The sequence below is a fragment of the Albirhodobacter sp. R86504 genome, assembly GCF_042466415.1.
Classification (GTDB): Bacteria; Pseudomonadota; Alphaproteobacteria; order Rhodobacterales; family Rhodobacteraceae; genus Albirhodobacter.
The window spans coordinates 275,046-291,068 of sequence record NZ_JAXHCH010000002.1; the positions used below are offsets into that span (position 1 = coordinate 275,046).

Genomic DNA, 16,023 nt, shown 5'->3' on the forward strand with positions numbered 1-16,023 from the left:
GCCTCAGATCATTCGCGGTTGCCCATGAAGCGCAAGAGGAACATGAACAGGTTGATGAAATCGAGGTAGAGCGTGAGAGCGCCGAGGATGGCGGCTTTACCTGTGAAGTCACTGCCCGAATGAACCATCTCAAGATACTCGTTCTTGATCTTTTGCGTGTCATAGGCGGTGAGGCCCGCGAAGATCAGAACGCCGAGCGCCGAGATCGCGAAGGACAAGCCGCCCGATTGCAAGAAGATGTTCACAATCGACGCGATGATCAGGCCGACAACGCCCATGATCAGGAAGGTGCCGATTGGCGAGAGGTCACGCTTCGTCGTGTAGCCGTAGATCGAGAGGCTGGAGAACGCGATCGCGGTAACGAAGAACGTTTGAGCGATCGACACACCTGTGTACACGGCGAAGATGAACGAGATCGACAGACCCATCAGGGCCGCGTAACCGAAGAAGACAGCGCGTGCCGTGCCCTCGGACATTTTGTGGATCATCGCGCCGAAGGCGAAAACAACGGCGAGGGGCGCGAACATCACAACCCATTTCAACGGCGTGCCGAAGATTTGCGCGAGCAAGACAGGGTTCGAGCCGACCAGATAGGCGACGATCCCCGTGAGCGCGAGACCGACGGACATCAAGCCGTAGACCTTATTCATGTGCGTGCGCAGGCCCTCGTCAATCGCGGCTGTGCGGATGCCGGCCGTGCGCTGCGTCGTGTCATAATTAAGCATGTGTGCCTCCAAAATCACTGGCGCGGCAACAGGGCCGAGCGGTGACCTCGATATTGGCAGGCAGGGCAGGGATTTCAAGACGCAGGCTGTCGATATTTGCGATTTTTAACCCGATTTCACGTCGATATTTTGGGCTTTCAGACCCTGACAGCATTTGCATCATACGGGGTGTGCTTTACAATTGAACCCGCGCGAAACCGGAAGCGGCGATGCGAAACCGCTTTGACCGATGTTCCAAACGAGGGGCCATATGGCGCGAAATCTTGATATGGCGGCGCTGCGCGCTTTGATCACCGTGGCCGAGACAGGATCTGTGACGCGGGCGGCCGGACTATTGAACCTCACGCAATCCGCCGTCTCGATGCAAGTGCGGCGGTTGGAAGAGGGCTTGGGGGCGGCCTTGTTTGATCGCATGCCGGGCGGGATGACCCTCACACGCGACGGCGAGGCCTTAGCGCAATATGCGCGGAGGATCTGCGCGATCAACGATGAGGCTGTGGAGCGCTTGACGGCAACGCCCGTTCAAACCGAGATCAGGCTCGGCGTTCCCTATGATATCGTGAGCCCGCAGATCCCGCGCGTGCTGCGTGAGATGGCGGCGCGATTTCCGGACAGTCGCATCAACCTTGTGTCCTCTTATACGCGGATCTTGAAAAACCGGTTCGCGGAGGGCGCGTTTGACCTGATCATCACCACAGAGCAAACACCGGACAGGGCGGCAGATGTGCTGGCCGAGCGGGCATTGCGCTGGGTCGGGGCACCAGCCGGCACCGCGCAGTTTGATCGCCCGCTCCGTGTCGCGTTCAAGGAAACCTGCCTGTTTCGTCCGCTGGCGCTGGGCGCGCTGACAGAGGCCGGTATCGGATGGGAGATGACCTTCGACGGTGATAGTGAGAGCGTCGTTGAGGCAAATGTTTCGGCTGATCTCGGGGTCACCGTGCGGATGGATCCCGCCTTGCCCGAGGGATGCGCTTGGATCGAGGGCAGTCTCCCCGATTTGCCTCAATCGAAAATCTGCCTCTATGATCAAGGCAAACTGACGGGCGCGGCCGTTGCGGCCTTGAAGGATTCGTTGCGCGCCGCATACGCTGATTAAACCCGCAGCACGATTTTGCCCGTCGATTTGCGCGTCCGCAGATAGTCCAGTGCCTCATGCGCTTGATCGAGCGGGAAAACCTCCGAGATGTGGGGGCGCAAATCGCCTGCGCAAAACCAGTCGAATAGTTGCGCGAGTGAGTGCCGCAACACCTGTGGGGCAAGCTCGCTATACCCGCCCCAGTAGACGCCGTGGATCGTGATGTTTTTGACCAGCGCATGGTTTAACGCAATGTCAGGATGCCCGCCTGCCGCGAACCCGATCACCAGATATCGCCCGCCGCGATTCAGGGCCCGCGCCGCCTGCGTGCCTGCATCACCGCCGATCGCATCGTAGATGACATCGGCACCGCCGAGCGATTTGAGCTGATCGCGCAGATCGGGAAGGGTAACATCGAGCACCTCATCCGCGCCGGCTGCCTTCGCGATCGCCAGCTTCTGCGCGCCGCGCGCGCAAGCGATCACCCGCGCGCCCATCCGTTTGCCAATCTCCACCGCCGTCAAACCGACGCCGCCCGCAGCGCCCAACACAACAAGTGTCTCGCCTGCCTTGAGGCCCGCGCGATGATCCAGCGCAAGGTGCGATGTTCCGTAGGCGATCTGGAATGCGCTGGCCTGCTCGTAACTCATCGACTCAGGGATTTTCACGGCGAGAGCCGCCGGAATATTGGCGCGCTGCGCGAGACCGCCGTGCCCGATCACCGCGGCAACGCGGTCGCCGGCCTGCCACCCAAGGGGGAGCGGCGCATCTGCATCAGGGGCAAGGATTTCTCCGGCAACCTCCATCCCCAAAACGAAGGGAAGGGGGGGCGTTGCTTGGTAGGTGCCCTTTATCATGAGTAAATCCGCGAAATTGAGCGCGCAGGCTCGCACCGCGATCTGGACTTCACCGGCGTCGGGTGGGGTGATCTCGATTTCCATAAACTCGGGCGGGCTATTATGCTCCGTTACCATAAAGGCTTTCATCGTCACGCATCGTCCATCTGTGGTCTTGTCCGACATATTTGAACTATATTTAGCCCGCATTGGCAATAAAATTACGCAATCGTGAGATTTGAGCGGAAAGTCGACAAGCTCGGCGGATTTTTGCTTAAATCGGATAGGCTGCTCGCTTTCGCCGCCGCATTTAACTGGGCGGGCACAGGTCGGATGCGGCGCGATTCGTCACTTTGACTGTCGAATTGCATCGGGTCGTCGCAAAATATTTTGCAAAATGCAAAACACGCCTAGGCAGAATGACGCATGCTGTGTTTCGGTGTGGAGTTGAGGCGTTTAAGTGTGCATTTACGCGCGCAAACTACCGCTATGCGTGTTGTACGCATGTCTATTTCGACAGGTGTTTTAAAAAATTGAGCCTGCTATCACGTTAATTACGCATTTTCTGTAATCAATTGGTTCGAGGAAAAACGAATGAAACACCCTGTGGACGTGCATGTCGGCAAGCGCATCCGCCATCGTCGTTGGATGATCGGCATGACGCAACAACAGCTGGCTGACAAGGTTGGCATCAAGTTCCAGCAAATTCAGAAATATGAAACCGGTATGAACCGCGTGTCGGCATCGCGTCTGTGGGATATCGCGGAAGCGATGGAGCTCCCGATCTCCTTCTTCTTCGCGGGGATCTCTGAAGGCGTCGCGACAGAGGGCGATGTTCGCGGGGATCTGCTTGCGGATAAAGAGGCGCTCGATTTGGTTCGCTCGTTCTACGCAATTCCCGAAGCGCAACGCCGCCGTTTGTTGGAGTTGGCGAAGGTGCTTTCCGAAGCGGCTTAACGTGTGGATAGCTGGTGTGACGCGCTTTGAGCGACGCATAACAGCAACGACTTAATCGGTGTCTCGGCGTATCCGGTAATTTCCGGCTTCTCGAAAAGATCGCGCCGGAGGCGCGATCGGATGGCGAAACGCCTTGTTTGGTTCTGGTATTGCGAAAGGCGGCGCATTTTTAAGGCGCCGCCTTTCGTATTTCTGGCGCGGGGCCTTTTTAGCCTCAGGTGAAAGCCGGGCGTGAGGTAGTTTCGCGAGGGCTGTTCAAGGGGTTGACCCTTTTACATGCGAGGGCTACCGAGTCAGTGATCAGTCTTCTCGATCCCAATTTATCTCTCGCCTCATGCGCTTCCGGAGACAGTGATGCCCCTTACCCCGAACACACATGTTTCCGCGCAAACCGCCGAACATCTTTGGCAAACAGCGCATGCGCTCGCGGATGCAGCACGGATTGAAACGCTGCGGCATTTCCGGTCGGATGAATTGGGTGCGGAGAACAAATACGATGTCGGGTTTGACCCTGTTACCGTGGCCGATCGCGGAGCGGAGATCGCAATGCGCGACATCCTCGCCAAGTTGCGACCCGATGACGGTATCTTGGGCGAAGAATTCGGGAGCACTGAGGGCAGCTCTGGTTTAACCTGGGTTCTCGACCCGATTGATGGAACGCGCGGATACTTATCGGGAACTCCGACTTGGGGTGTTTTGATCGCGGTTTCTGATTCAAACGGCCCGATCCTTGGCATTATTGATCAGCCCTATATCGGCGAGCGGTTCGCGGGCGGGCTGGGCGTGAGTGAGATGCATGGCCCGCAAGGGCGGCGCGCCTTGAAAACAAGACCCGCGCGGGCGCTCACGGATGCGATCCTGTTCACCACCTTCCCCGAAGTTGGCACACAGGCCGAGCGGTCTGCTTTCTCTGCGGTGTCGGCGAAGGCTCGCCTTACGCGCTACGGCACCGATTGCTATGCCTATGCGTTGATCGCGCTCGGACAGATCGATCTCGTCGTCGAGGCTGGTTTGCACCCTTACGACGTGCAAGGGCCTATCGCGGTGATTGAGGCGGCGGGTGGAGTGGTGACCAATTGGCAGGGTCAGCCTGCGCATATGGGGGGCCAAATTCTGGCCGCTGCGAATGCCGAGATTTACGCGCAGGCATTGGCTCTCTTGAACGGCTAACGAACGCTCGCAGTCACGCGATGTTTGTTACTCAGAAAATGTTGCCCGAAAAGTGGCCCGTTCTAACCATATCTCCGGGAGCCACCTCCCAGAGATATCATAGCCTGCAATGCCTTGGCGCGCAGCGTTATGTCCCTGTCATGAGGCTATTTTCTTCGCTGTCCGTGCGGAAGATCATCATCGAACGACGCAGCTCCTCTGCCATTTCGTCCAGCGAGCGCGTTGCCGCAGTCGTTTCTTCAAACATTGCGACGTTGTGTTGAGTTGCGTGATCGAGCTGTTCGACAGATCCGTTGATCTCCTTCAAGGCTGTGGATTGCTCTTGCGAGGATCGCGCGATTTCTCCCACGCGGCGCGAGATCTCTTCGACAGAGGAGACGATCATGTCGAGAGAGCTGACCGTTCGTTTCACCAGATCGACGCCGGATTTTACTTGGACACCGGAGGCGCTGATCAAGTCGCGGATTTCGCGCGCGGATGCGGAGGATCGCCGCGCCAGTTCCCGCACCTCGGATGCGACAACCGCAAAACCGCGCCCTGCTTCGCCCGCGCGCGCGGCCTCGACCCCTGCGTTCAAGGCAAGCAAGTTGGTTTGGAACGCTATGTCGTCGATGACGGATGTGATGCGCGCGATTTGGTCTGAACTCTCCTCGATGCGGATCATGGCGTGGATCGACTCCTCGGCCAGAGTAGAGCTTTCGCGGGCCACGGTCTCGGCATCATGTGAGGCTTTCGAGGCCTCGGAGGCGACCTGCGCGGCGGAATGCACGGAGACTGTCAGTTCGTTGATGGCGGCTGCCGCTTGCGCCAAAGTGTGCGCCTGTGCTTCGGTGCGAGTCAGGAGATTGCCAGCGGTGGTGTTGATCTCGCTGATCTGGCTCCGGATATCGAAGGAGCATCCTGTTGCGGAGGTGACTGCGACGGCAAGTTGTTCGAGGGCGAGATTGAAGTCGCGTGTCAGGGCTTGGTAATGGGGTTGCGGGAAGTGTTTCAGGCGTACGCCAATATCCCCCTCCGCCAGCGCACCCAGCGCGACTTGCAGCGCTTCAACGACCTCGGCCTGTTCGCGTTCTGTTTGAGCGCGCACCTCCATCAGCTGTTCTTGCGCCTTGGCGGCATCTGTCTGAGCCCGCACAATTTCTTGTGCCGTGTTCTCGGCGGCAAGGCGCATCGCTTCTGCCGCGCTTGCTGATTGTTCCGCAGTCTCACGGAGCGCTAAAGCCTCGACGGCGCGCTGCTCTGCCTCGGCGCGGGTCACGTCAGCCGCTTCGGATGCAACGCGCAATTGCGCAAGCTGCTCGGCCATTGCGGACGCCATGCTCACCCTGTTTCTAACCGCATAGACAAGGACCGTGCTCTCGATCGCGACGATCGCCCCGTGTATCAGGCTGCGCTCAATATTCGGCCATAGCTCGCTCGACGGATAGATCATGCTCGGAAGGACGATCGACAATGACACATGATGCAAAACGATCGTCACCGAGGCGAGAATAATCGCCCTTACATCGACGAGAGCCACCAGTACGGCGAGAAATGCGAAATATATCATATGGGAATCGAGTTGCCACGGATGACCTGTGAGAGCGGCAGTGCCCGCGATCGCTTGCCCGACAAGCCCTTGCGCGACGAGGCTTCTTCCGCGCGGCCCATTCGACAGGCGCAGCCCGATGAGGCCGATGCTGGCAAAGCCGACGGCAATGATGCTCGCGGCGAGGGGGGCGTTACCAATTTGAAACGCAACAATAATGATCAGGCCCGCCATCATGACGGTGCCCCCGGTCATCCAGCGTAAAATCGCCCCGCGATTAAAGTCCATATTTGCACTCTTCATAGGTCACCACCACATAGCCAGTTCACGGGGGAGCCGCTGAGGACGAAAAGGGCCCCTGCCTGCGCCAATCGGTAGGAGAGGTCCTGTCCTTCTCCCCATGCCATCGTGCCGATCGCGGGCGGGGTTGTCCCGACTTCCCATGCTTCGGCCTTCGCCAGCATGTCATCCGGATCAGTCCACGGAGCGGTCAGCACAATGTAGGGACCATCGGCCGAAGGCTCCCGCGTGAGGAGCACGATCGGGCCTGCCAGCACGGCAAGGCTAATTGCGAGGGTTTCAGGTAGCATCGGTCTCTCCCATTTGGACCGTGATACCCCGCAAGAGCTTAAAGCGTGCTTAACACTCACATGCGTAAGAAGCGCAATTTTATACGTTTAGCCTTGGGCCCTCGCGCGCAGGGCGGTGTTTCCTCTGGCGCGAGGTCTCCGTTTCGTGGTGGCGAGACCGATCAGGTGAGGTGACAGCTCACCTCGCCCAGCCCATCGATGCGGCCGAACACGTCGCCCGCAGTCGGCGTGTAGGTGAGGGGGTGAATTGACCCCGTGATCACGGTTTGGCCAGGTTTAAGCCCGCCGCAATGGTTGCCAATCGAACGGATCAGAGCTTTCAGTGTGGTGAGAGCCGAGCCGTCAGGCACTGAGGTTTCGCCGTCCAAGATCGTACCTGTTGGGATCGTCATCCGTGCGTTGACAATGCCAAAATCGCGTCCGTCCCAAGTTGTGAGCGGCGTGCCAAGAATAAGGCCGTGGTTTATTTGGAAATCGGCCAGCTTGGCGAGGGGATCTTGGGCGATAGCTCCGTTCAGCCGCGTCTCGACGAGTTCGATCACCGGAACGGGAAGGATGCAGCGCAGCAGGGCCGCATCAAAATCAACGTCCTCGGGCGCGGGAAGGGGGGCCATGATCCGCCAGCCAATTTCCAACTCAAGCCCCATTTGTGCGCCCATCGGCACGGTCGCGCCGCTGTCCCACGTGCGGTGCGCCACAATGGGCGCCCAGATCGAAGGCTGGTCTGGCTTGCGCGCGGTCTTGAAGCCCGAAATATCTGCATCCATCCCCTCAATGACGCGGCCCTGTATCGCGTAGGCCTCCGCGAGAGTGTGAGGCGCGGAAATGGCACCATCGGCAGGAATACGCTGGCCCGATGTTTGGGCGAGGAGGAGGGCGTCGGAGAGGGCGTTCATATCTGATCCTTGAATATAAGAGCCGCGCGGAAGATCAGTCTGCTGTCCGGTCAACGGGCGCGGCGGCCGTTCGTAAAGATAAAATCGCAATGCGCCCTCACAGGCAAGCGGTGCTGGCGGGGCGGTTGCGAGATCACGCGCGGGGGAAGAAAGTTGAGAGAGGCAGCTAGATTGCCAAAGTGAAAGCGCCAAAGTGAGAGCCGCACAGTGAGAGCCGTAAAGTGAGACGGGCCCGCCTCTGGTGAGGCAGGCCCGCGTAAGTGCAGCAAAATCGATTATTTCACGTCAAATTCCGGCTGCGCTTTCAGCGCTTCGACCGTGCTATCAATGTAGATGCGGTAATCATCACCATCATCCTGCGTCAGGATCTGCAATTCGTCGAAGGTCACGCCAACGGATTTTTCACCCATCCCCAGGAACCCTCCAACATTCACAACGACGGTTTCAATCTTGCCATCATCGCTCAGCACCAGCGAGTTGATGTCGCCGACGCTCTCGTCTTGCGGACCGTAGACTGTGACACCTTCAAGCCCGTCGGCCGTCATCTGGGAAACGGTGGCCATATCGGCTTCCGTGTACCCTTCGCGTTCAACCATAGGGCGTGTCAGCATGTCTCGCGTTGCGGGGTCGTTCGTTGCCATATCGGCGCTCGAATGCGCGCCCTCGTTCATGGTTTCATCGACCATCCCACCCTCTTGCGGGGCGCCATTGGCGGGGTTTTCTGCCTGCATCGCCGGATCAGTTGCTGGCGCTGCGGTCTCGGCGTTCGGATCACCGTAGACGGTGCCTTCGGCTGCACGCTCATATTCAGGGGCGGCCTCTAGGACCTCTTGCGATGTCGAGACGACGAGGAAGCGATCATCACTGTCGCCCTCTTCATTCACGACAGTGATCGCATCCATCGATACCGCCACGTCGCGCTCACCCGCGCCCATCACGCCGCCGACGCCCAAGATCACGGCGCTCACTTGGCCATCTTGGGAAAGGATGATGTCGTTGATTTCCCCGATATCATCCCATTCTGCCTCGCCACCATCGGCGATTTGCATCCCCGCCTCAACGGGTGTTTCAGCATTGTAAATGCGCATCCCAATGAGGTCGGAGGCGTAGAAGTCGCCTTCTTGCATCTGCACGTCGCCAAAGCCTGTCATGCCAGATTGTGCCATCGCCGCGCCGGAAAGGGTGAGGGCAATTGCTGTCGTGGTCAAAAAGCGTTTCATGGTATCCTCCTCGTCTGTTTCGGATGCAGCGCGGTGCGGTATCGCTGCGCTGCAGGTTCGGGGAGACAACGCGCTTGTTTGGCGAGTGTTCCATAATAAACATCTTAAATATTCAAATTTTAGGCTTTGAAAACAAAGATAATACCTCTCACCCCGCATTTACCCGCTTGTTTTCAAGGCTTCCGTTCAAGGGCACCCGCAATCTAAAAAATCTCAGATCGGATCGGCGCAGAGCTGTCGTCTGCGCGCGGGCCGCGGCTTACGCAGCCTGTCCGATTTGGGCATGGGCGCGTTCTTTATCCGCAGGCGAGCGCGGCGCAGGACGGGGCAGGACCGCGCAGGACGGGGCAGGACGGGGCCATGCGGGCGGGCGTGCTCGCATTGCGCAACGTCACGTGGCCGGAGGATGCAGGTGACGGGCGTGGATCAGCGCCGCGCGCGGATTTTTGTGGACACGCACCGCATTACCCTATCCATTAGGGTAGATTACACGGGGTCGTGTGGTAAGTGACGCGTTGTCCGACATCTCGAAAGCAAAAAGCATGATCGCTACGGAGTCCCACAGTGCTACCGTTGAAAGCGCGCCGCCCTTGGTAGGGCAGGCACCTTTTCAACAGATGTTCGATGCGATGCCTGCGCTGGTCGCAGTGTTCCAGGGGCGCGACCACCTGTGCAGCTATTCAAACCCTGCGCATGACTTGATCGCAGGGCCCGCCACGGGGCGTAAGCTCCTTGATGTGTTCCCCTTATTTGAGGGGCAAGGGGTGGTGAAAACCTTTGACGCCGTGTTCACCACAGGGGCGCATGTCGAGATCCCCGAGGTGTTGATCGTGCACAACGGACAGCGCCTTCTCTATCGTTTTTCGCTACAACCATGGCGCGATCATTCGGGCGTGATCGCAGGCGTGATGAGCTTTGCAATTGATGTCACGCTGCAGGTTCAGGCGCGTTCGCAAGCCGAGTCCACCGCCCGTCAATTGGCCTTCGCGCTCGAAATCAGTGATGGCATTGGCATCTTCGATTGGGACACGCGGATCGATACAATTGCCGTCGATGAGACCTTCATGCAGGCGTTCGGGATCGATCCCTCGCAGCCCCGTGATCGCTTGCCGCTTGGCACGTTCCTTGAAGCGATCCATCCCGAGGATCGCCCAAGAGTGGCGCAGGCGGTGCAACACGCCGTCGAAACCGGGGGCGAGTATTGGGAAGAGTTCCGCATCGCATCGCCCAACACCGCGCAGCGTCATGTTCTCGCGCGGGGGCGGTGTTTGCCCGACGCCGATGGACAGCCCGATCATTTTCTCGGCGTTGTGATCGACATCACAAAGCAGCATCGTGATCGCGAGTCCTTGCGCGAGAGCGAGGAGCGCCTGCAGTCGGTGGTTGCGGCGCTCGATCAAGGGTATTGCGTGGCTGAAATCATCTGTAACGAGGCGGGCGAGCCGGTCGATTACGAATTCATCGACGTCAATCCGAAGTTCGAGCAGATGACAGGCCTGCAAAGCGCCACCGGCCGCCGGATGTTGGATCTCGTTCCAAACCTCGAAGACAAATGGGCGAAAATCTACGGCCGCGTCGCCCTCGAGGGCGAAACGGTGCGGTTCGAGGACGGCTCGGAGGCGATGGGGCGCTGGTTTGATGTGTTTGCAACCCCCGTTTTGCCGCGGGGGCGTTTCGCTGTGATCTTCCGCGATGTGACGGCCGAAAAGCGCACGCAAGACGCGCTGCGCAAAAGCGAGGCCGAGTTCCGCACCATCACCGAAGCAATGCCACAAATCGTTTGGGCGACCTTGCCCGACGGGTATCACGATTTTTACAACGCGCGCTGGTACGAATTTACCGGTGTGCCGGAGGGCTCGACCGATGGCGAGGGGTGGAGCGATATCTTCCACCCCGATGATCAAGACCGCGCGTGGGAGCGTTGGCGCCATTCATTGGAAACCGGCGAACTTTACGAAATCGAATATCGCTTGCGGCATCACTCGGGGCAGTACCGGTGGGTTCTAGGGCGCGCGCAACCGGTGCGAAACCCGCGCGGGGAGATCGTGCGCTGGCTTGGCACATGCACCGATATTCAGGAACTCAAGCTTGTCGCGGAACAACGCCAGTTGATGCTGGGCGAAATGAACCACCGTGTGAAAAACATCCTGTCGATGGTGAACGCAACCGTGATGCAGACGCTCCGGCAGGCAGAAACTATGGCGGATGCCCGCGAGTTGTTGCAATCTCGGATCTCGATGATGGCGCGCGCGCATGATCGGTTGGTGAGCGCGACTTGGACGGACACCCGCATCCGCATCGTCGTTGACAGCGCCCTCGCGCCGCATCGCACGGGCGAGGGGCGGTTCGTTATTGAGGGGCCGGATTTGCCAATTTCGGCAAAACAGGCCTTGGCCTTGACGATGGCGCTGCATGAGCTTGCGACAAATGCGATCAAATACGGATCGCTTTCGCAGGCTGAGGGCTTGATCTGCATTCGCTGGAACGTGGTAGACGAGGTGTTTACGCTGACGTGGCGCGAGACGGGCGGGCCTGCGGTGCGCAAACCCTCGCGCAACGGCTTTGGCAGCATGATGATCGAACAAGCTCTGCCTGCTTATTTCTCGGGGACGGCGGAACTTGCCTATCCGGTTGGGGGTTTAACCTTTGATCTCTGCGCGCCGCTCTCGGGCCTGACGGAAATACCGCCTGCCTGAGGAGGGTAACTTCAGCGCGCAGCTGGCCCGCCATTTGGCTCACCCCCCGAGCCGGATGGCGGCGTAAGTTGGTCGGGCGCCGGCAGGTGATCTGACTTTGTGTTGTGAAAAGGATGCTTGAATGACCCGTCACCACCCGATCCATAATCCGGCCGCATCGGCAACCGCGCGCGCCAAAACCCTATCAGGTGTCCGGCATCTCATCGCGACTGTGGCGCTGGGCGCGATATTCACCACCCTGACTTTTGCGCGCGCGCAGGCGGAGGTGATCGGCAAGGTTGATGTCGATTGGTTGGGCAACGATATTATCGTCGAGGCATTTGAAGATCCCAAGGTCAAGGGGGTGACCTGTCATGTCACCTATTTCGAACGCGGGCTGATCGACCGGTTGCAAAATGGCAATTGGTTTGAGGACCCGTCGAATTCGGCAATCTCGTGCCAGCAAACCGGCCCGATCACATTGGGGGATATCGACCGGTCTGATGAAGGGGAGTCCGTCTTTTCCGAACGTCGCTCCATCATTTGGAAGAGCCTTCAGGTAAAACGTATTTTTGACGAAACACATCAGACACTTGTCTATGTTGTGCACGGCCAGCAGGTGCAAAATGGCTCCGCGAAAATGGCGATCTCGACGGTGCCTTTGTTCCAACCGTGAACGCCCTACGCGTCTCTCGGGGCGTCCGATGCGGCGCAAAAGCGCGGTGCGCGTGTGCAAGCAAAGCTGTCTCGCGTGCAAACAGTAGCCAATGGCGGTTTTTTCCCTAAATAATACTTGTGTTGCTACGAATTAACCGCCAATTCCCAGCGCCTGCGCGACCTCGTCTGCTTGGTTTTTGTGCGTCCCGTGAAGGGAGTGCATCTGCCACCTGTGACGCCGGTCAGCGCTACTGGAGTAACGAGGTCGAAAATGACAGACAAAAAAGGCGAAAAAGAAATAGCCCCGCCGTTTACCGAGCTGGAAATCAACACAACAACAGGCGGGTTTTACAACGGCTTTGCGATGGCCGTTGCCGTACCTGCCAAAATCATCATCTCGATCCTCGTGGTCTGGGCCATCTTCTGGCCGACGCAATCGGGGTCAATCCTTAGCGGATTGAACGGGGTGATCCTACAGTACTTTGCCGCTTGGTATATTTGGGTCGTGGCGTTCTTCGTCATCGTGTGCCTTTTGCTGGCCATCTGGCCTGCGGCAGGCAGGTTGAACCTCGGGATCGATGGCGAGAAACCGGAATTTAGCAATTTCTCCTGGTTCTCGATGATGTTCGGGGCCGGGATCGGCGTGGGCATGTTGACATGGGCCGTCGCCGAGCCTGTTTCGCATTTCGGATCAAACCCTGAAACGATCATGGGTCTGACGACTGGCGGCACGGCTGATAACGTTCGGATGGCCTATAAGTGGTCGTTCTTGCATTGGGGCTTTGGCGCGTGGGCGTGCTACGCGATCTGCGGTTTGTCGTTGGCATTCTTCACCTATCGCCGCGGCTTGCCGCTCACGATCCGGTCGGGTTTGACGTCGCTCTTTGGCAATGCGCTGGCGGGGATTTTCGGCCATATCATTGATATCGTGGCGGTTGTGGCGACAATCTTGGGCGTGGCGCAGACCCTCGGGTTCGGCGTTGACCAGTTCGTCGCGGGGCTGACCCGCATCGGCATCTCGGGTCTGACGACCGCGGATGGCGCGGCCAACACGATGGGGATCATCACCTCATTGGTTGTTATCATGGGCCTCTCGACCCTTTCGGCGCTGTCGGGCGTAGGCAAAGGCATCAAGTGGCTATCGAACATCAACATGGTTCTTTCGGTCGTGCTGCTGGGCTTCTTCATCATCTTCGGCGCGACATGGTTTGGCTTTAACGCGATGTTCCTCGGCCTGTGGGATTACGTTATCGCTCTGCCAACGTTGAGCTTTAACGTCTTTACCTCTGACGGTGTTGAGGGGTCGACATCCTTCCTCTTGGCGCAGTGGCAGGGCTGGTGGCCGGTGTTCTACTGGGCTTGGTGGATCGCCTTTGCGCCTTTCGTTGGCTTGTTCCTCGCGCGGATTTCGCGCGGTCGGACGATCCGAGAATTCGTTTTGGGCGCGATGATTGTGCCGGCTCTGATGTGCTTTGTGTGGTTCGCATGGGCGGGTGGTACGGCGATCGATCTGGAACTCAATGGCGGCGCGGGGGGTGTCATTTTTGATGCTGCCAATGGCGACAAAATCTTCGCGATGACAGAATTCATGCTCGCACCGATTGCGCCGTGGCTTGCATGGGGGATGGCGGTTTTGATCGTCGTTCTTCTGCTGACCTTCCTCGTCACGTCTGCTGACTCTGCGGTGCTGATCGTGAACACGATCAACGCGGCGGGCGATGAAGGTCCGAAGGCGCGTCCTCATATCCTGTTCTGGGGCGTCGCTTTGGCGATGGTCGTTGCCGGTTTGCTGTTGTCGGGGGGGACTAAAGCCGTCCAAACCGCGATGGTGATTGGCGCGCTGCCGTTCTCCTTCGTGATGGCGGTCATGGCGATCGCCCTCGTGAAGGCGATCTACTACGACACATTGCGCGAAAAAGCGGGCGTGCCGACCACTTATGACCAAATCGACGGCGCGACCGGCAATGGTTTGTCGTCAGGTTTGTCGGACGACTGAGCCTCGCTGAGGTGAAATACGTGAGGGGGCGCTGCACATGCAGCGCCCCTTTTTACATGCGTCCGTTAACGTTTCATGCGGTTCGACAAGATCACGCCGGCACAAATAATCAACACCGCGCTGGCCACGCCGATTGACAGGCGCTCCCCCAAAACAGGGACGGCGATCACGGCGGCGATTGCGGGGGCGAGTGCGCCGATGGTCGCGGCCGTCGACACCCCCAACCTGCTGATCGCTACCGCATAGGTCATGCTGGAAATCACCCCCGCGCCGATGCCCTGCACGAGGAGGAAGGGGAGGGCGTCTTCAAAGGTTGCGCCGCCTTGGTGAAAGCTCAGGTTGCTGGGGATCACGCCGAGAGCCCAGAGCACTGCTAGAGCCACCGCCGAGGGAACGGACATCACAATCGCACAGCCGACAGGATCGAGCCCGCTTCCGCGTTGGCCCATCGAATAGCTCGCCCAGAGCAAACTTGCTCCAAGCAGATAAAGGATGCCTTTCAAGCTCTCCGAGGAGACGCCGCCCGCGCTCGCTACCAAGACCGCGGCCCCCGCCATAATGATCACCATTCCCGTCATGCGCCCCTTGGACGGGCGCTCACGCGTCGTAAGCCAGAGTAACACCGCGACCGAGATCGGCGTCGTGCCCGCAATCAGCGCACCAACATGGGTTGCGGAGGTCTGCGCGCCGCCCAAAGCCGCGAGATAGATGAACGGCGCCCCCGCACCAATGGCGATAAGCGCCGCGTTGCGCAGCGGCATGGCGCGGACCATCGCAAGACGCGCAGGCATGAACGGCAATAAGATCAGCGCAGGCACGACCGACCGAATGAGCGCTACATCCCCAATCGTGAGAGCTGACGCGCTCGCCGCGCGGGTGGCGAGGGCAAAGCTCGCCCAGATCAACACCGTCAAAGCAATCGCCGCGTATCCGATCAACATCTGCACACGTTGCGCGCGCGCATCCGCGAAAAAGGCAGCATCCACAGGGGGCGTTATCATGCAATCCTACCTCATAATTTCGTCCTGTATATGCGGTTTCCGGCGGCATGTGATTGCGAATTATTGCTTGATGAGGTCTATTTGAGGCAGAATCTGCCAATGAGGGGCGCTATGGATAGTAAAGATCGCCAGATCATCAAAGCTCTGCAAGAAAACGGGCGCCTGACAAACCAAGATCTGGCGGAGAAGGTTAACCTATCCCCGTCCCCCTGCCTGCGTCGCACGCGTGCGTTAGAGGAGAGCGGCGTGATCAAGGGATATACCGCGATCGTGGACGAGAAAGCGTACGGTCTTCCGATTACGGTGTTGGTGCGGATCCGTCTGGAAAGTCACGCAGGCGCGGTGGTCAATCTGTTCGAAAAGAAGGTCTGCGAAACCGAGCAGATTCTGGATTGTTACGTTATCAGCGGGACAGACGATTACTTGTTGCGGGTTTTGGTCGAGGATTTACAGGGATACGAGACCTTCGTGCGTGTGAAACTGCACGCCATTCCCGGCATCGCATCGATTGATACGAGTTTCGCATACGGGATTTTGAAGCAATCATCGGTGTTCCCACGATTGCTCTAGGCGCAAAATATAAGGGCGTTTTTAAACGGGAAAGCCCGCGGCGTGCACCAAAGTCACACTGCGCAAGGCCTGTGCGAGGAGAGAGCCATAACCCGCTTGTGACTGATTCGCCTGCGGGGTATTTATT

Annotated in this window: 14 protein-coding genes; 7 read left to right on the forward strand and 7 right to left on the reverse strand. The window is 58.7% G+C overall.

All coding sequences use genetic code 11. From position 1 onward, the window contains the following. Positions 1-8: 8 nt before the first annotated feature. Entirely contained in the window at positions 9-725 is a 717-nt protein-coding gene (locus SJY32_RS03395; protein WP_376871595.1) for a Bax inhibitor-1 family protein, read from the reverse strand. Between the two features lie 250 nt (positions 726-975). Between SJY32_RS03395 and SJY32_RS03400 the strand changes: the two genes are divergently transcribed. After that, positions 976-1,821, forward strand: coding sequence for a LysR family transcriptional regulator (locus SJY32_RS03400; protein WP_376871597.1), 846 nt, complete (start codon positions 976-978; stop codon positions 1,819-1,821). Here the strand turns inward: SJY32_RS03400 and SJY32_RS03405 are convergent. Then, positions 1,818-2,822, reverse strand: a complete 1,005-nt coding sequence (locus SJY32_RS03405) for an NADPH:quinone oxidoreductase family protein (protein WP_376871600.1) — start codon at positions 2,820-2,822, stop codon at positions 1,818-1,820. The two genes, SJY32_RS03400 and SJY32_RS03405, sit on opposite strands and share 4 nt — an antisense overlap. A 408-nt stretch (positions 2,823-3,230) precedes the next feature. On the opposite strand from SJY32_RS03405, the gene SJY32_RS03410 reads away from it, so the two are divergent. Together SJY32_RS03410 and SJY32_RS03415 are read left to right on the forward strand one after the other, a co-directional pair. Then, complete coding sequence (locus tag SJY32_RS03410) at positions 3,231-3,593, forward strand: helix-turn-helix domain-containing protein (protein ID WP_376871603.1); 363 nt, start codon at positions 3,231-3,233, stop codon at positions 3,591-3,593. A gap of 354 nt (positions 3,594-3,947) precedes the next feature. Then, a complete protein-coding gene (locus tag SJY32_RS03415; RefSeq protein ID WP_376871605.1) occupies positions 3,948-4,763 on the forward strand; it encodes an inositol monophosphatase family protein in 816 nt (271 codons plus the stop codon). 127 nt (positions 4,764-4,890) lie between these two features. Here the strand turns inward: SJY32_RS03415 and SJY32_RS03420 are convergent, their stop codons facing one another. From SJY32_RS03420 to SJY32_RS03435, 4 genes are all read right to left on the reverse strand, one after another. Continuing rightward, complete coding sequence (locus SJY32_RS03420; protein WP_376871607.1) at positions 4,891-6,579, reverse strand: methyl-accepting chemotaxis protein; 1,689 nt, start codon at positions 6,577-6,579, stop codon at positions 4,891-4,893. A gap of 11 nt (positions 6,580-6,590) precedes the next feature. Beyond that, positions 6,591-6,881 (reverse strand): hypothetical protein, encoded by a 291-nt coding sequence (locus SJY32_RS03425; RefSeq protein WP_376871609.1) that lies wholly within the window; start codon positions 6,879-6,881, stop codon positions 6,591-6,593. A gap of 161 nt (positions 6,882-7,042) precedes the next feature. Beyond that, positions 7,043-7,777 (reverse strand): hydratase, encoded by a 735-nt coding sequence (locus SJY32_RS03430; protein WP_376871612.1) that lies wholly within the window; start codon positions 7,775-7,777, stop codon positions 7,043-7,045. A gap of 275 nt (positions 7,778-8,052) precedes the next feature. Then, a complete protein-coding gene (locus SJY32_RS03435; protein WP_376871614.1) occupies positions 8,053-8,997 on the reverse strand; it encodes a PRC-barrel domain-containing protein in 945 nt (314 codons plus the stop codon). Between the two features lie 542 nt (positions 8,998-9,539). On the opposite strand from SJY32_RS03435, the gene SJY32_RS03440 reads away from it, so the two are divergent. From SJY32_RS03440 to SJY32_RS03450, 3 genes are all read left to right on the forward strand, one after another. Continuing rightward, positions 9,540-11,693 carry a PAS domain-containing protein gene (locus SJY32_RS03440; RefSeq protein WP_376871617.1) on the forward strand — a complete coding sequence of 718 codons (2,154 nt, stop codon included), beginning with the start codon at positions 9,540-9,542 and terminating at the stop codon, positions 11,691-11,693. 121 nt (positions 11,694-11,814) lie between these two features. Further along, entirely contained in the window at positions 11,815-12,348 is a 534-nt protein-coding gene (locus SJY32_RS03445; RefSeq protein WP_376871619.1) for a CreA family protein, read from the forward strand. Between the two features lie 252 nt (positions 12,349-12,600). After that, the gene (locus SJY32_RS03450) at positions 12,601-14,325 is read left to right on the forward strand and encodes a BCCT family transporter (RefSeq protein WP_376871621.1); all 1,725 of its coding nucleotides are present in this window, start codon (positions 12,601-12,603) and stop codon (positions 14,323-14,325) included. A gap of 65 nt (positions 14,326-14,390) precedes the next feature. Here the strand turns inward: SJY32_RS03450 and SJY32_RS03455 are convergent, their stop codons facing one another. Next, entirely contained in the window at positions 14,391-15,326 is a 936-nt protein-coding gene (locus tag SJY32_RS03455; RefSeq protein ID WP_376871623.1) for a DMT family transporter, read from the reverse strand. A 111-nt stretch (positions 15,327-15,437) separates the two neighbouring features. Between SJY32_RS03455 and SJY32_RS03460 the strand changes: the two genes are divergently transcribed. Continuing rightward, positions 15,438-15,896, forward strand: a complete 459-nt coding sequence (locus tag SJY32_RS03460; protein WP_376871625.1) for an Lrp/AsnC family transcriptional regulator — start codon at positions 15,438-15,440, stop codon at positions 15,894-15,896. The last annotated feature ends 127 nt before the right edge of the window (positions 15,897-16,023 follow it).

What these genes read in the sequence shown, in the direction of transcription:
- SJY32_RS03430 (WP_376871612.1), bottom strand. Translation starts at nt 7,777, where the DNA reads ATGAACGCCCTCTCCGACGCCCTCCTCCTCGCCCAAACATCGGGCCAG.
- SJY32_RS03450 (WP_376871621.1), top strand. Translation starts at nt 12,601, where the DNA reads ATGACAGACAAAAAAGGCGAAAAAGAAATAGCCCCGCCGTTTACCGAG.
- SJY32_RS03460 (WP_376871625.1), top strand. Translation starts at nt 15,438, where the DNA reads ATGGATAGTAAAGATCGCCAGATCATCAAAGCTCTGCAAGAAAACGGG.
- SJY32_RS03435 (WP_376871614.1), bottom strand. Translation starts at nt 8,997, where the DNA reads ATGAAACGCTTTTTGACCACGACAGCAATTGCCCTCACCCTTTCCGGC.
- SJY32_RS03395 (WP_376871595.1), bottom strand. Translation starts at nt 725, where the DNA reads ATGCTTAATTATGACACGACGCAGCGCACGGCCGGCATCCGCACAGCC.
- SJY32_RS03425 (WP_376871609.1), bottom strand. Translation starts at nt 6,881, where the DNA reads ATGCTACCTGAAACCCTCGCAATTAGCCTTGCCGTGCTGGCAGGCCCG.
- SJY32_RS03445 (WP_376871619.1), top strand. Translation starts at nt 11,815, where the DNA reads ATGACCCGTCACCACCCGATCCATAATCCGGCCGCATCGGCAACCGCG.
- SJY32_RS03400 (WP_376871597.1), top strand. Translation starts at nt 976, where the DNA reads ATGGCGCGAAATCTTGATATGGCGGCGCTGCGCGCTTTGATCACCGTG.
- SJY32_RS03410 (WP_376871603.1), top strand. Translation starts at nt 3,231, where the DNA reads ATGAAACACCCTGTGGACGTGCATGTCGGCAAGCGCATCCGCCATCGT.
- SJY32_RS03420 (WP_376871607.1), bottom strand. Translation starts at nt 6,579, where the DNA reads ATGGACTTTAATCGCGGGGCGATTTTACGCTGGATGACCGGGGGCACC.
- SJY32_RS03440 (WP_376871617.1), top strand. Translation starts at nt 9,540, where the DNA reads ATGATCGCTACGGAGTCCCACAGTGCTACCGTTGAAAGCGCGCCGCCC.
- SJY32_RS03405 (WP_376871600.1), bottom strand. Translation starts at nt 2,822, where the DNA reads ATGTCGGACAAGACCACAGATGGACGATGCGTGACGATGAAAGCCTTT.
- SJY32_RS03455 (WP_376871623.1), bottom strand. Translation starts at nt 15,326, where the DNA reads ATGATAACGCCCCCTGTGGATGCTGCCTTTTTCGCGGATGCGCGCGCG.
- SJY32_RS03415 (WP_376871605.1), top strand. Translation starts at nt 3,948, where the DNA reads ATGCCCCTTACCCCGAACACACATGTTTCCGCGCAAACCGCCGAACAT.